The sequence below is a fragment of the Pseudomonas sp. NPDC047961 genome, assembly GCF_050272435.1.
Lineage (GTDB): Bacteria > Pseudomonadota > Gammaproteobacteria > Pseudomonadales > Pseudomonadaceae > Stutzerimonas.
In genome coordinates this window covers 281,268-296,104 of record NZ_JBNNMD010000006.1, presented here as the reverse complement: position 1 = coordinate 296,104, position 14,837 = coordinate 281,268, and the positions used below count along the sequence as shown (strand labels likewise).

Annotated in this window: 16 protein-coding genes; 11 read left to right on the top strand and 5 right to left on the bottom strand. The window is 59.2% G+C overall.

The features are described 5' to 3' along the window. Entirely contained in the window at positions 1-861 is an 861-nt protein-coding gene (speE, locus tag ACQKIK_RS19645) for a polyamine aminopropyltransferase (RefSeq protein ID WP_045427808.1), read from the top strand. Positions 862-1,234: 373 nt separating this feature from the next. After that, positions 1,235-1,576 carry a ribonuclease E inhibitor RraB gene (locus ACQKIK_RS19640; protein WP_045427804.1) on the top strand — a complete coding sequence of 114 codons (342 nt, stop codon included), beginning with the start codon at positions 1,235-1,237 and terminating at the stop codon, positions 1,574-1,576. A gap of 12 nt (positions 1,577-1,588) precedes the next feature. Here the strand turns inward: ACQKIK_RS19640 and ACQKIK_RS19635 are convergent, their stop codons facing one another. Then, on the bottom strand, positions 1,589-2,545 hold the full coding sequence (locus tag ACQKIK_RS19635) for a LysR family transcriptional regulator (protein WP_499137170.1): 957 nt from the start codon (positions 2,543-2,545) through the stop codon (positions 1,589-1,591). A 101-nt stretch (positions 2,546-2,646) separates the two neighbouring features. On the opposite strand from ACQKIK_RS19635, the gene ACQKIK_RS19630 reads away from it, so the two are divergent. Further along, positions 2,647-3,402, top strand: coding sequence for a sulfite exporter TauE/SafE family protein (locus tag ACQKIK_RS19630; protein ID WP_499137169.1), 756 nt, complete (start codon positions 2,647-2,649; stop codon positions 3,400-3,402). Positions 3,403-3,423: 21 nt separating this feature from the next. On the opposite strand, the gene ACQKIK_RS19625 is transcribed toward ACQKIK_RS19630, so the two are convergent. After that, positions 3,424-4,809: an MATE family efflux transporter gene (locus ACQKIK_RS19625; RefSeq protein ID WP_499137168.1), complete on the bottom strand. Its 1,386-nt coding sequence runs from the start codon at positions 4,807-4,809 to the stop codon at positions 3,424-3,426. 120 nt (positions 4,810-4,929) lie between these two features. On the opposite strand from ACQKIK_RS19625, the gene pdxB reads away from it, so the two are divergent. The 8 genes from pdxB to ACQKIK_RS19585 all read left to right on the top strand — a co-directional run bounded on the left by pdxB (position 4,930) and on the right by ACQKIK_RS19585 (position 12,855). Further along, positions 4,930-6,075: a 4-phosphoerythronate dehydrogenase PdxB gene (pdxB, locus tag ACQKIK_RS19620; RefSeq protein ID WP_499137167.1), complete on the top strand. Its 1,146-nt coding sequence runs from the start codon at positions 4,930-4,932 to the stop codon at positions 6,073-6,075. 112 nt (positions 6,076-6,187) lie between these two features. Further along, complete coding sequence (gene dnaX, locus ACQKIK_RS19615) at positions 6,188-8,257, top strand: DNA polymerase III subunit gamma/tau (RefSeq protein WP_499137166.1); 2,070 nt, start codon at positions 6,188-6,190, stop codon at positions 8,255-8,257. Positions 8,258-8,272: 15 nt separating this feature from the next. Further along, complete coding sequence (locus ACQKIK_RS19610; RefSeq protein ID WP_019339308.1) at positions 8,273-8,599, top strand: YbaB/EbfC family nucleoid-associated protein; 327 nt, start codon at positions 8,273-8,275, stop codon at positions 8,597-8,599. Positions 8,600-8,733: 134 nt separating this feature from the next. Beyond that, a complete protein-coding gene (gene recR / locus ACQKIK_RS19605) occupies positions 8,734-9,333 on the top strand; it encodes a recombination mediator RecR (RefSeq protein WP_499137165.1) in 600 nt (199 codons plus the stop codon). Between the two features lie 205 nt (positions 9,334-9,538). After that, entirely contained in the window at positions 9,539-10,528 is a 990-nt protein-coding gene (locus ACQKIK_RS19600; RefSeq protein ID WP_046161151.1) for an ABC transporter substrate-binding protein, read from the top strand. A 93-nt stretch (positions 10,529-10,621) separates the two neighbouring features. Next, a complete protein-coding gene (locus tag ACQKIK_RS19595; protein WP_045427782.1) occupies positions 10,622-11,365 on the top strand; it encodes an ABC transporter ATP-binding protein in 744 nt (247 codons plus the stop codon). Further along, positions 11,365-12,138, top strand: coding sequence for an ABC transporter permease (locus ACQKIK_RS19590; RefSeq protein WP_045427779.1), 774 nt, complete (start codon positions 11,365-11,367; stop codon positions 12,136-12,138). Before ACQKIK_RS19595 ends, ACQKIK_RS19590 begins: the two co-directional genes overlap by 1 nt. Positions 12,139-12,147: 9 nt before the next feature. Then, positions 12,148-12,855, top strand: a complete 708-nt coding sequence (locus ACQKIK_RS19585; protein WP_499137164.1) for a type 2 periplasmic-binding domain-containing protein — start codon at positions 12,148-12,150, stop codon at positions 12,853-12,855. A gap of 21 nt (positions 12,856-12,876) precedes the next feature. Here ACQKIK_RS19585 and ACQKIK_RS19580 read toward each other — a convergent pair whose 3' ends face one another. From ACQKIK_RS19580 to fnr, 3 genes are read right to left on the bottom strand one after another with little or no spacing between them, the layout of a single operon-like run. Continuing rightward, the gene (locus tag ACQKIK_RS19580) at positions 12,877-13,494 is read right to left on the bottom strand and encodes an SCO family protein (RefSeq protein WP_499137163.1); all 618 of its coding nucleotides are present in this window, start codon (positions 13,492-13,494) and stop codon (positions 12,877-12,879) included. A 2-nt stretch (positions 13,495-13,496) separates the two neighbouring features. After that, positions 13,497-14,045, bottom strand: coding sequence for an adenine phosphoribosyltransferase (locus ACQKIK_RS19575; protein ID WP_045427773.1), 549 nt, complete (start codon positions 14,043-14,045; stop codon positions 13,497-13,499). Between the two features lie 10 nt (positions 14,046-14,055). Beyond that, positions 14,056-14,790, bottom strand: coding sequence for a fumarate/nitrate reduction transcriptional regulator Fnr (gene fnr, locus ACQKIK_RS19570; protein WP_045427770.1), 735 nt, complete (start codon positions 14,788-14,790; stop codon positions 14,056-14,058). Positions 14,791-14,837: the final 47 nt, after the last annotated feature.

The following is a 14,837-nucleotide window of genomic DNA, read 5'->3' as shown; positions in this document are numbered from 1 at the left end:
ATGAGTGACTATCAGGAAACTCTCTACGAGGGCTACGGCCAGCGCTTCAGGATCGACGAGATGCTGCATGAGGTGCACACCGAGCATCAGCACCTGGTCATATTCGAGAATGCCCGTATGGGGCGCGTGATGGCACTTGACGGGGTTATTCAGACCACCGAGGCAGACGAATTCATCTACCACGAAATGCTCACGCATGTCCCGATTCTGGCTCATGGCCTGGCGCGGCGAGTCCTGATCATCGGGGGCGGTGACGGTGGCATGCTGCGTGAAGTGAGCAAGCACCGCGATGTCGAGAGCATCACCATGGTCGAAATCGACCGCACCGTGGTGGAGACATGCAAGGAATTTCTACCGGAGCATTCGAAGGGGGCGTTCGCCGATCCGCGGCTGAATCTGGTGATCGACGACGGCATGCGTTTCGTGGCAACCACTGACGAGAAGTTTGACGTGATCATCTCCGACTCGACCGATCCCATTGGGCCGGGCGAGGCTCTGTTCTCGGAAAACTTCTATCAGGCGTGCCGTCGCTGCCTCAACGATGGCGGCATTCTGGTCGCACAGAATGGCACACCCTTCATGCAACTGGCCGAAGTCCAGACCACTGCCAAGCGGATGACCGGACTGTTTCCTGACTGGCATTTCTACCAGGCGGCTGTCCCGACCTATATCGGTGGGGCCATGACATTCGCCTGGGGTGCCTGTGATTCCGACAGCCGCAAGCTGACGCTGGAGACCTTGTGTCAACGTTTCGCTGGCAGCGGAATCGTGACTCGCTATTACAACCCGCACATTCATATCGGCGCGTTCGCGCTGCCTCAGTACGTGTTGCAGGCGATCAGCAAGCCCAGCAACGGCTAGTTCTATCCGCGCGCTGCGACGCGTTGCAGCGTGCGGATCGGTCTAGTCAATCCCGTCGTGATCGCTTCGTTTCACCGTCCCCGTTGCGGACGCGGTTTATACGTCGTATGTTCCAAGGGCAGCTGCATGCACTGAAGTGTTCAGAGCATCGGCTGCTGCCGTGTGTCTGGCTGATGTTACGGTCACAGGCGTCCGATCGATGATCGGTCGAACTCCGAGGCGTCGCTGAGGCCTATTGGAAACACCGCACGGTTTCTCTTATCCGACAACCAGGCAACTTACCGCCGGCATTGTCCGGTCGCATCCGCAACGAGGTAGAGAAAGGCTTTTCCATTCCTGAAATCGTCATCCATGAGTGAGAGGAGGTTGTTTTATGAGTGCCACCTTCCATGAGGATGTAAGCAGCAACGTACTTCTTAGGATGAAGGAGGGCGGCTTCGACTTTGCCCGCGTTCATCCGATCGAGTTCTACGCTGTGTTTCCCGATCGTGAACGTGCCTGCGCGGCCGCCAGCAATTTCCGCGGCGAATGCGTCAATACCCAGATAGCGCCCCGCGACGATGGGGCCTGGGACCTGCAGGTCAGCAAAGTGATGTATGCCACCTTCGATGGTATCGGTGACTTCGAGCAGGATCTGGAAGACCTGGTCGAGCCGCTGGGTGGTGTGCTCGATGGTTGGGGCGTGACCCAGGAACTTTCTGGCTGCGCTGTCTGATTGCCATTGCTTTCAAGCAAAGACGAGTCCGCTTTGCAGTGCCTGGTCCCAGGGTGGGATCGGGCCAAAGCGGCTCTTTAAAAACTCCAGCAGCAAACGGCTCCTAGAATCCGCTTCCCGTGTCAGGCGCAATGCATAGATCCCGCTAGGTTCTGGTTCCGGCAGTCCGCGCTCACAGAACAAGGGCAGCAGATCGCCTCGCAGTAGCTGGTCGCTGATCAGCCAGGTCGGTAGGTGGGCGATGCCCAGTCCCGCCAGAGTGGCGGTAAGCAAGGCTTCCGCATTATTCGCGACCATCCGCAGCCGCTTCGGCTTCAACAGCTTTCGTTTGCCCTCATGTTCAAATCGCCATGCATGGGGTGGAGCCAGGGCGTCCCAGTCCACCCCATCGTGCTCCGGCAGTTCTGCGACTGTTTGCGGTACGCCTCGGCGTTTCAGGTAGGCAGGGCTGGCGCATGCGATGCGCATCATCGGGGCTAGCGGCGTTGCAACGAGGCGCGTATCGGCCAGCGGCCCGATACGTAGCACCAGATCGACATCACCGAGATGCTCGCCTTGCATATCGATAAAGCTGTCTATCAGGCGCAGCTGGATATCGACCCCCGGGTAGGCCAAAAGAAAATCAGCCAATGCGGGCGCTAAATGTCTGCGTCCGAAGGGTGCGGGCGCATCGATACGGATACGGCCTTCCGGTGCGCTTTGCAGCGAAGTCATCTCGGCCCGTGCGAGGTTTAATTCCTGAACGATGCGTCTGGCACGTTCGGCAAATGCCTGACCGGCAGCTGTGGGCTTGACTGCATGGCTGCTGCGGCTGACCAGCTGGCAACCCAGCGAACGCTCCAAAGCGTCTATGCGTCGTGCAACGGATGAGGGCGCGAGTGCGCGCAGGCGACCCGCCGCTGAGAAGCTGCCGGTATCGATGACATCGATAAAAAGCTTGAACTGATCGGTAAGCGCGTTGGTGTCCATGGTTCGCTTTGCTTTGCAGATTACGCAAAACCATTGTGCATGCTTGTGCATATCCCTACCAGAGACCGCTGAGTAGCATTGCAGCTTTCGCTGGAGGCGTTATGGACCTGGTCGGATTCGTGTTGAATGTGGTTCTGGGTTTGGCGCTGGGAACGCTGGGTGGCCTGTTTGGTATCGGCGGCGGGTTGATCGCGATTCCGGTACTGGGTGTGATGTTCGGTCTGGACCAGCAAGTCGCTCAGGGCACTGCCCTGGTCATGGTAGTGCCCAATGTGCTGCTTGCGATCTGGCGTTACCACCAACGCAACCGCATCGATCTGCGCCACGCGGCAGCATTGGGCATCGCCAGCTTCTGCTTCGCCATCGTCGGTGCAGCAGTTGCCGTATCGCTCGACGCTGGGCGCATGCGTATCGCTTTTGTCGGTTTTCTCGTCGCTTTGGCTGTCTACACCTTGTCGCGTGTGTTCTTCCGGCCACCGTCCGGTGGGACCGAGTTGCGCCATCCTTGGCCGTGGTTAGGCGTGCTGGGTGCTGGCGCGGGTGCGCTGGGCGGTTTGTTTGGCGTAGGTGGCGCAGTGCTTGCCACGCCGGTGCTCACCGCAGTGTTCGGTACATCGCAGGTCGTGGCGCAGGGCCTATCGTTGTCACTGGCGGCACCAAGCACCGCTGTTACGCTGGTCACTTATGCCACACATGACCAGGTGAACTGGATGCTTGGTTTACCGCTTGCCATAGGAGGGCTATTGAGCATCAGCCTCGGCGTGAAGTTGGCGCACGCGCTACCGGAGCGGCTATTGCGCCTTATGTTCAGCGGGTTTCTGCTGTTGAGTGCCGTCCTGCTGGCCTTCGAAGTCTGAACAGCCCGCACCGAGCCAGCCCTAGGCTGCCACTGGTCTCGCTCGGCGTATTTCACGTCGTGCACTGCGCACCAGTCGTATAGTCAGCAGGATCGCGGCGCAGCTCAGGCCCGCAATCAAGCCCTGCCAGAGCCCTGCCGGCCCGCTGGGTTCACCGAATCTGTCGGTCAGGCCGAGCACATAGCCCACCGGCAGGCCGATGCCCCAGTAGGCGAAAAGCGTGAAGATCATCGTCATGCGCGTGTCCTGGTAGCCGCGCAGCGCGCCTGCCGCCGTTACTTGCACCACGTCCGAAAACTGAAACAGTGCAGCGTAGAAGAACAGGCTGGCGGCCACTGCAATCACAGCCGGATCCGGCGTGTAGATACGTGCGATCTGCTCGCTGAACAACAGCATGCTACCCGCCGAAAAGCAGGCATAGACCAGACTCGATATGACGCCCAAGCCGGCAACGAAGCGTGCATCCCGTGGAGCGCCTCGTCCCAGCGCCTGACCGATGCGGATGGTGATGGCCATGCCCAGCGAAAGCGGAATCATGAAAATCAGCGACGTAAAATTGAGCGCGATCTGGTGTCCGGCGACCACGGTCGCCCCGAGGCCGCCGATCAGAAGGGCGATGACCGAAAAGATGCTGGCTTCGGCAAACACCGCAACCCCGATCGGCACGCCGACCGAAAGCAGGCGGCTTAGCACCGACCATTTCGGCCAATCGAAATGGGTAAACAGCTGGCTTGGTTGGTAGTAATCAGCGCGGCGTACCCAGAACAGCATTGCCAGTAGCATGAAAGCCATGACCAGCGCGGTAGCCCAACCACAGCCGACCCCGCCCATGGCTGGCAGACCCAACTTGCCGTAGATGAAAATGTAATTCAGCGGAATGTTCAGCATCAGCGCGAGAATGCCCACCACCATGCTGGGCCGCGTGTGGCCGAGCCCATCGCTGTAACAACGCAGCACTTGATACAGCGCCACCGCGGGAAAGCCGCAGGCAACCGCTCGTAAATAGGCCATTGTCGGGCCGATCAGTGCCGGTTCGACTTCCATCAGATGCAGCACCGGTTCGGCGTTCCACATCAGCACGGCGAACAGCGAGCCCACACCGAGACCCATCCACAAGGCCTGGCGCACCAGCGGTCCAATTCGTTCGTGTTGGTCACGGCCAAAGTATTGAGCAACATTGGGCGTGGTCGCCAGGATAACTCCCGTCACGAGAAGGAAAACCGGCACCCAGATGGAATTCCCTAGCGCCACCGCTGCGAGGTCTGCCGGGCTGACGCGGCCGGCCATCAAGGTGTCGACAAAGCCCATGGCGGTGTTCGCCAGTTGAGCAATCATCATAGGCAGGGCTAGGGCGAAGAGGGTGCGCAGTTCAACGCGAACCCGTCTGAGTCTCAGCTCAGTGGGCATTACAGATTATCCGGATTGTATACAGAAGCCGCCTAGTCTACGCCGCGAGTCGCACGCACGGGAAGGCGGCAGATCGCCCCGGCGCGGTCTAGAATGGGAAATCAATGACGGAGCCCCACAATGCGCATCCTTGCCGATGAAAACATTCCTCTGGTTGACGCTTTCTTCGCTGAGTTCGGCGAGATACGCCGTATGCCTGGGAGAAGTATCAACCGGGCTGCGCTCGAGCAGGCCGACGTGCTTTTGGTTCGATCTGTCACCCGGGTCGATCGCGAGTTGCTCGAGGGGAGCGCTGTGCGTTTCGTGGGCACTTGTACGATCGGAACCGACCACCTCGACATTGATTACTTCGAGGAGGCGGGGATCAGTTGGGCTAGTGCACCGGGCTGCAATGCTCGCGGCGTCGTTGATTACGTGCTCGGCAGTCTTCTGGCCTTGGCCGAAGGTGAGGGCGCCGAGCTGGAAGGCCGCCGTTATGGCGTGATCGGCGCCGGGGAAGTGGGCGGCAGGCTGGTAGAGGTTCTGCGCGGGCTGGGTTGGGACGTGCGTGTCTGCGATCCGCCGTGCCAGGCACGTGAAGTGGGCGAGTTCGTCACCCTGGATGAAATACTCACTGAGTGCGATGTCATCAGCGTGCACACGCCGTTAACGCTGGACGGTGAACATTCGACGTTTCACTTGTTGGATCAGTCTCGCCTGGAGCAGCTGCGCCCAGGCGCCTGGCTGATCAATGCCTCCCGTGGGGCGGTTGTCGACAATGCCGCCTTGCGCGAACAGCTGGCCAGGCGGACAGACATCCAGGCGGTGCTCGATGTCTGGGAGGGAGAACCTCAGGTCGATGTCGAATTGGCCGAGCTGTGTTGGATCGCAACCCCCCATATCGCCGGTTATAGCCTGGATGGAAAGTTGCGCGGAACGGAGCAAATCTATCTGGCGTTTTGTGCGAGCAGAGGTTTGGAGCCAACGGTTGAGCTGGCGGAGCTGATGCCGCCAGCGCCGCTGCGAGTGCTTGCCTTCGATGCTTCGACTAAGCCTAGAGACTTATTGGAGATAACGTGTCGGGCCGTGTATGACCCGCGACGTGACGACGCTGCATTTCGTCGCAACCTGGGCAATGACGAGGCCCAGCGCCGGGTCGCCTTCGACCAGTTGCGAAAGCAATACCCACCCCGTCGGGAAATAGACAGCTTGCAGATCGAAATCACCGGCGGCCAGCCGCAGCTGGAACAGATCGTGCGAGCTCTGGGCGCAACTGTTAAGCGTTGACTGGGCGTTTGCAATAATAAGCTGCATCCACCATGCAGGCGTCAGGCTGGATGCAATTTGCAGCCTGCTCCGCTAGCATTACCCGTCCTCTGCTTTATCCCGCGATGGTGTTATGAGTTATCAGGTACTAGCCCGTAAATGGCGTCCGCGCTCGTTCCGCGAAATGGTCGGCCAAACGCACGTGCTCAAGGCTCTGATCAACGCACTGGACAGCCAGCGCCTGCACCATGCCTATCTGTTCACAGGTACGCGTGGGGTTGGCAAGACCACCATCGCGCGGATTATCGCGAAATGCCTCAATTGCGAGACGGGTATCAGCTCCACGCCTTGCGGGGAGTGCTCCGTCTGCCGCGAAATCGACGAAGGGCGTTTCGTCGACCTGATTGAGGTGGACGCCGCGAGCCGCACCAAGGTTGAAGACACTCGAGAGTTGCTGGATAACGTGCAGTACGCGCCTAGTCGTGGGCGCTACAAGGTTTATCTAATCGACGAGGTGCACATGCTCTCGTCGCACTCGTTCAACGCATTGCTTAAAACGCTTGAAGAGCCACCGCCCCACGTCAAGTTTCTGCTAGCCACGACGGACCCGCAAAAGCTGCCGGTGACTATCCTGTCGCGCTGCCTGCAGTTCTCTCTGAAAAACATGCCGCCCGAACGCGTAGTGGAGCATCTGACGCACGTGCTTGGCGTCGAGCAGGTCCCGTTCGAGGAAGATGCGCTCTGGTTGCTCGGCCGTGCCGCGGATGGATCGATGCGCGATGCGATGAGCCTGACCGACCAGGCGATCGCGTTTGGAGAGGGCAAGGTGCTCGCGGCCGACGTCCGCAGCATGCTGGGCACCCTTGATCACGGGCAGGTCTATGGCGTGCTGCAGGCGCTGCTTGAAGGCGATGCCAGGGCGCTGCTGGAAGCGGTTCGTCACCTTGCCGAGCAAGGCCCTGATTGGGCCGGCGTACTCGCGGAAATGCTCAACGTCTTGCACCGTGTGGCTGTCGCCCAGGCGTTGCCGGACGCGGTAGATAATGGTCAGGGCGACCGAGACCGAGTGCTTGCACTGGCGCAGGCATTGCCGGCCGAGGACGTACAGTTCTATTACCAGATGGGTCTGATTGGCCGGCGCGATCTGCCGTTGGCACCCGATCCGCGAAGCGGATTCGAAATGGTCATGCTGCGCATGCTCGCGTTTCGACCTGCTGACAGCGATAACGCACCACGAACACCGTTAAAGACATTGGGAGTCAGTCCGGCCACGACTGATTCCAGATCAACCGAGGTGGCCGGTACTGCGGCATCGGCTGCACCGGTTCATGATCTGGCTGCAAAGCCCGTAGTGCCAGCGCCGGTCGCTGCGGTCAGCTCTCCGGTGCCGCCGCAGCCGGACCCGTTACCTGCACCCGCACCCGCACCCTCGCTAACAGCCCCGGCTCATGTCCAAGTTCCCGAGCCGCCGGCCGCTGCTGTGGAGGTCACGCCGGCTCCGACGCCTCAACCTGTGGCGTCGGAGCCGGTACCTTCGGTGGTCGACGTGCCGTGGAATGAGCCGCCGGCATCGTCACCGGTTGCGGTGGAAAGTGACGCGGTAGAGCAACGGACCGCTTCGATTGAAACCGCTGAACATTTCGCTGCGGTCGTCGAGGTGAGCGAGCCTGACGATGAAGAACCCCCGTTGACTGACGAGGATTACTTCGAGGTCGAAACGCAGGCTGAAGCCTACCTGGACGGGCTGGATGATCCAGCGTCGGAGCAGCAGTCTGTAGAACCGGCTCCTGCGGTCGAACCGGCGACCGGACTGGCCGCCGAGTGGCAGGATATTTATCTGAAACTCGGGTTGGCAGGACTGACCGGCAGTATCGCGGCCAATTGCACTTTGATTTCCGTTGAAGGTGATCGCTGGTTGATGCACCTGGACCCGGCGCAGAGTGCACTGTTCAATACGACTCAACATCGACGTCTGAACGATGCGCTGAATCAGTACCATGGGCGCACCTTGCAGCTGGACATCGAGTTGCAGACCCCGCAGCAGGAAACTCCGGCCCAGGCCGCGGCCCGCCGACGGGGCGAGCGTCAACGGGCCGCTGAGCAGTCGATTCAAACCGATCCCGTGGTGCAACAGCTGATGCAACAGTTCGCCGCCGTCATTCGCGACGGTACCATCGAACCCGTAGAACATTCCGAACCCTGATCCGAGGTAGACCCCATGATGAAAGGTGGCATGGCCGGCCTGATGAAGCAGGCGCAGCAGATGCAAGAAAAGATGCAGAAAATGCAGGAAGAGTTGGCCAACGCCGAGGTGACCGGCCAGTCCGGCGCCGGCCTGGTGAGCGTTGTGATGAACGGTCGACACGACGTCAAACGCGTCAGCCTGGACGACAGCCTCATGCAGGAGGACAAGGAAATTCTAGAAGACCTGATCGCCGCGGCAGTGAACGATGCCGTGCGCAAGATCGAGCAGAACAGCAAAGAAAAGATGTCCGGCATGACCGACGGAATGCAGTTGCCGCCCGGCTTCAAGATGCCCTTCTGATGGCTTCCGAGTGCCGTTCTAGGCACTCAGCCAGCGCGGCCGATCGGCGCCGTGAATGACCTATCGCGTTATTCACGGCACGGTCTCTAGTACCGCTTCAATTTACAGCCCACTGCTCCCCAACCTGGTGACCCATGTCTTTCAGCCCGCTTATTCGCCAACTCATTGACGCATTGCGCATTCTCCCTGGCGTAGGGCAAAAAACGGCTCAGCGCATGGCGTTGCAGATGCTTGAGCGCGACCGCAGCGGCGGGCTGAGGTTGGCTCAGGCGCTTGCACGTGCGATGGAGGAGGTGGGCTACTGCCGCCAATGCCGCACATTGAGTGAGGAAGAGCTCTGCCCGCAGTGCGCTGATCCGCGACGGGACGATGCCTTGCTGTGCATCGTGCAAAGTCCTGTCGATGTGTTCGCAGTGGAGCAGACCGGCTTTCGTGGCCGCTATTTCGTACTCAAGGGGCATCTTTCCCCGCTCGATGGTCTAGGCCCAGAGGCAATAGGCATCCCCGAACTGCTCGGACGAGTGGCGGAGGGCAATTTCAGCGAGGCGATATTAGCCACCAACCCCACCGTTGAAGGCGAGGCTACTGCGCATTACATTGCTCAGCTTTTGATACCAAAAGGGTTGACCCTCAGCCGCATCGCGCACGGTGTGCCGCTTGGCGGTGAGCTTGATCTCGTCGATGGGGGCACGCTTGCACATGCGCTGGCCGGCCGGAAGACGATCAACCTCTGACTTGTTGGCAATCTGGACCGAAAGCAATTCTGGCGGCAACCTTCTGCTTTATAACTTCTGGTTTACCGGTTATCGCCCCTAGGTAGTGCCTAGCAAGCCGAACTTCATGTAAAGTTCTAAGCCATGATTCGCTAATAACCAAAATGAATAGAGATTTGCTCGTTTGGTTATATGCATGGCGCTGCCTATCTACTTGAGGTCGATAATGAAGGCAAAACACTGGTTGGTTCCCGCACTGCTGTTGCTGAGCGCTTTTGCGCAGGCCCAGGAAAAATTCAAAGTCGGATATATCCGGGTGATGGATGATGCCCAGGCGATGGTTGCCTACGAGGGCGGTTTCTACAAAAAGCACGGCCTGGACGTCGAGCTGGTTGAGTTCAGTTCCGGTACCGATCTGATCAAGGCCATTATCGGCGGCCAGTTGGACACCGGTGTTCTTGGGTTCACCAACGCGGTGGCGTGGGCGTCGAAGGGCGCTGATCTGAAGGTGGTCGGCGGTGCCCAGCAGGGCTATCACTCTATCGTGGCCCGCGAAGGAACTGGCATCGAGACGATCGCTGACCTGAAAGGGAAGATTCTGGCGTCGCAGAAAGAAGGCAGTACTGCCGATGCGGTATTGCGCGGTGTCACCTTGAAGGCGGCGGGGTTGGCACCCAGTGATGTGAACATCATGGGTACCAGCCCGGCCGTTGCGGTCCAGTCCCTCGTCTCAGGTCGTACCGATGCGGCATTTCTCTTCGAGCCCTATGATCGGATCGCCCAGCTAGTGGCGCCCGTCAAACAGATCTACGAGATCGGCGAGGTTTGGCCATTTCCCTGCATGGTGGTGATTACCGCTGGGGAAACCCTGGAAAAGCGCAAGGAGGCGGTCTGGCAGTCGTTGGACGCCCAACGTGACGCGATTGAATTGTTAGAGAATCAGCCGGCAGAAGCGGCCAAATTGATTGCTGATTACTTTATCGCCGAGCCGACGTTGAAGACGCTCAATCGCGGTGAGCTGCCCCGTGAGGTCGTGATCGAAGAGGCCATCGCAACCCAGACCTTCGGCGCCAAGCTTGGCACTGATGATTTGGCGCGTATTCAGGAACTGGCCGATATTCTTCAGGAGCTCGGCTCGCTCAAGACTCGCGATGGCAAGCCATTCGATACCAGCGCCATTCTCGACTTGTCCTGGCAAGAAGCACGCGAGCTGTAAACCGCTGCAGATTGTTCCACACTGCCCGGCCACCGTGCCGGGCAGTGTCATTCCGCCCGCTGATCGGGCAGTTCTTGAGGTCTTCAAAGCGATATGCAACTCAGGTTTGAAGAAGTAGATAAGCGTTTTGGCCAGCTAGAAGTCATCAAGGGCTTCAGCGGCGAGTTCGCCCAGGGTGAGCTGGTCGCCCTCGTTGGGCCTTCTGGTTGTGGGAAATCAACCTTACTGCACCTGGTTGCCGGACTTGAAGAGCCAACCGCAGGGCGCGTGCTCGCCGATGGCGAGAAGATTCCTGGCCCAAGCCCTCGCCGTACGCTGGTTTTCCAAGAGCATGCGCTGTATCCCTGGCTTTCGTTACAGGCCAATGTGGCCATGGCGCTTGAGCTTCAAGGAGTCGCCAAGGCTGATGCGTTCGATCAGGCAAAGGTCTGGCTCGCTCGGGTCAGCCTGGATGGCTTCGAACACTACTACCCGCATCAGGTGTCCGGCGGCATGCGTCAGCGCACGGCACTGGCTCGCGCGTTTATTGCCAAGCCGGAAGTGTTGCTACTCGATGAGCCTTTCGGTGCGCTTGATGCGCTTACACGCATGGCGTTGCAGGACGTTCTGCGAGAGCTGATCGACGAGCATCAGCCTACTGTATTGCTGGTCACCCATGACGTTGATGAGGCGTTGTATCTGGCGGATCACGTGCTGGTGTTCAGCGCCCGCCCAGCCAAAGTGCTGAAAACATTCAACTTCATCCATTGCGAGAAGAGCCACGATCTTTCCGAGTTCGCCGCTGAGCGGCGCGAGATCCTTCGGTTGTTAGGCATTAAGACGGAGGTAGGACACTGATGAGTCAGGGACGTCGTCTGACCGGTCCGAAGAAGTACCTCGCCGTGGTGTTGGCGATTCTGTTCATTCTGCTGATCTGGCAAATCGCTGCATGGAGCCTTCCTGCGTTCTTGATGCCCGGCATTCCCGTTGTGTTCGAAAGGCTGCTGACCACGGTTTACGAGCCAGATTTTCGCGAAGGGCTTTACGGCAGCATGAGTCGGTTGGGGAGTGGTTATAGCTTCGCAATGCTTTTTGGTATCGGCTTTGGGTTGCTGGGGGGCGTACTGTTCTTCTTTCGCGAGATCCTGCGTTCGGCCATCGTCATACTGCAGTCAATACCATCGATCGCCTGGGTACCGCTGTTCTTGATCGTGATGGGCTTCGGCAACCTGCCGATCATCGTCGTGGTCGCACTTGCGGCGTTCTTCCCGATGGCGTTGTCCGTCATGAATGCCACCGAAAGCGTGCAGCCGGTCCAGGTTGCCGCGGCTCGGGTAATGGGCGCATCGCGTTGGCAACTGGTGCGACGTGTTTATCTACCGGCCGTGATGCCCGAGCTGATCACCGGCGCGCAGCTGGCCTTCGGCAATGCCTGGCGGGCACTGATCTCGGCGGAAATGCTGATCGGCTTCGGCCAGGGGCTGGGACGCTCGCTTGCGTACTCCGGGGAAATTGCCGACATGGCCGGGGTGATGATGAATATTCTGGTCATCGCTATTCTCGCGACCTTGATCGATCAGGTTGTCCTGGAGAAATTCAAGCAACGGATGCTGCGCTACCAGTACGTCTGAGAGGGCACCGTGAAGATACGCCTGTTATGGCTCATGCTCATGCTGGTGGTGCCGGTTGGCACCCAGGCTGGAGTCATCGAAGCTGCCCCGGTTGATGCTTACCGCCCGCTCAAGGCGGCGGAGGCCGAGTCGGTCGGGGAAGGATTCGAGGCCGCTTGGCTTGTGCGTTTGGGCGAAGCCTTGGGCAGCGAGGTTGCCCTGATCGATGCCTCCACAAAAGGCTACCTTCGCTTCGGTAAGCTGGATTCCGGTGCGGCCTACTATTCCAGTGAAATCGCGGCGCTGGCGGCAAACGAAGCAGGGCCTGCCGATTGGCCTGATCTTGCCGGCGAGCCTTTTTGCGTAACAGAAGAAAGCCCCCACACCGACCTGGTGGTGTCCCGCTTTGGGGGTGTCGCACGAACCTATCCCAGCGCGGCCCAAGCGTTAATCGGACTGAAACTCGGAGAATGTCAGGCGGTAGTGGGAGACAGGGTGTTGCTCCAGCAGATTGCGGAACTACCCGAATGGCGTCGCTTTGATCGATTGCTGCCAAAGTTAGAGACCAAACCTCTGACATTGCGAATCGAAGCAGCTGATACAGCGCTGCAGAAGCGAATCGAACAGTTCACCGCCAGCAAGCAAGGGGAGGGGGTGTTGGCCGAGGTTACGCAACACTGGATCGACGAGGTTGCCTTTCAAGCCTACGTGCTAGCCGACACGCTTGATTGCCACTGAGGCCTGCATCAGGCTTAGGAGTCACTTGGCCTCGATTAGCTGTGGCAAGAACTGAAGCAGCCCGTCCAGTTTCAAAGGCGCTCGGATATGCCCCCGCAGGGTCCCATTCGGGCCGACAATGGCCAGGTTGCTACTATGGCTGACGTTGTAGTCGCCCTCCATGCTCGTTGCTGCAACGAAAGGAAGCCCTAGTGCTTTGGACATTTTCTGCAGCTCTGGGATTTCGCCTGTCAGTCCTTTGAAATTTGCCCGGTAGTAACCGAGGTAGGTACGCAGTGCTTCGGGCGTATCGCGCGCAGGATCAGCGCTGATCAAAACCACCTGCACCTGTTCACGTACGTCAGGCGGTAGCTGGCCGAGCAGGCGGCGCATGTCGCTCAAGGTTGTAGGGCAGACGTCTGGGCAGGCCGTGAAACCGAAAAACAACAGATACCAGTGGTCGCGTAGTGCGTCGGTTGTAACAGTCTGTCCCTGCTCGTCTATGAGTTCGACGTTAGGTAATTGCCGCTCGCGCGGAAGGATCAGCAGGTTGGCCTCTTCCAGCATGGTTTCGCGGTCGACCGCAAGCGAAGATGAGCAGAACGCCAGCAAGCCGAGCAGTGCTGCGCAGCGTATCGCCGAGGTCCTTCTGCGGGTCAAGACTAGCGCTCGTTCAGCTCGAATGCAGTCAGGGTAAACGTAGGAATGCCCATGTCCTGCAATTTGCGAGAACCCCCGAGCTCCGGCAGGTCGATGATCGCTGCGGCTTCGTGAATCTGAGCGCCCATGCGGCGGACCAGTTGAGCAGCGGCGACCAATGTGCCGCCCGTGGCGATCAGGTCATCCAACAGCAAAACCGAATCCCCTTCGCAGAGGCTGTCGGCGTGCACTTCAAGGTAGGCGTCTCCGTACTCGGTGCGATAGGACGCCGCCAGTACGTCGGCAGGGAGCTTGCCCTTTTTGCGGAACAGAATCAGTGGCCGGTTCAGCTCGTAGGCAATGATCGAGCCGATGATAAAGCCGCGGGCATCCAGCGCACCGACATGGCTAAAATCACTTTCGACGTAGCGCTGGATCAGGCTGTCCGCCACCATGCGTAGCGCTTTCGGCGATTGCAACAGCGGCGTGATGTCACGGAACACTACGCCAGGCTTGGGGAAGTCCGGGACCGGTCTAATCAGGGTTTTGATGGCGAATTCATCAAAGATCATACGAGCTCCGTTAGGCGTCCATGTTTCCGCCCGCCAGGGCGCACAACCGGATGGAATCAAGAATTCGGACTTCCTTGCCTTCCGCTTCCAACAGGCCACTCGCCTGGCAGCGGGTAAATACGCGTGAAACCGTCTCTACCGCGAGACCGAGGTAGTTGCCTATTTCATTGCGTGACATGGGCAGGCGGAACTGATTGGCGGAAAAGCCGCGCGCACTGAACCGGGCCGACAGATTGATCAGAAAGGTCGCGATGCGTTCGTCAGCGGTCTTCTTCGATAGCAGCATCATCATCTGCTGATCATCGCGAATCTCGCGGCTCATGATGCGCATCAGCTGGCGGCGCAGCTGCGGTAACAGCACGCTAAGCTCATCGAGGCGTTCGAAGGGGATTTCGCACACCGAAGTGGTTTCAAGGGCTTGTGCGGATACCGGGTAAGTTTCGGTGTCCATGCCGGACAGTCCAACCAGCTCGCTCGGCAGGTGGAAACCGGTGATCTGCTCCTCGCCGGCATCCGTGACACTGAAGGTGCGTAGGGCACCGGCGCGGATGGCGAACACGGAACTGAACGCGTCACCCTGACGAAACAGTGTTTCGCCTTTCTTCAGGGGACGTCCGCGCTTGACGATTTCGTCCAGCGATTCCATGTCCTGCATATTCAACGAAAGCGGCAGGCAGAGGCCAGAGAGGCTGCAATCCTTGCAATTAGCCTGCGGCTGCTTGCGGACCTTGATGGGCTCGGACATTGCGGGATCCTGATAAACCTTACGGTGCGCAAGACTAACTCACGCAG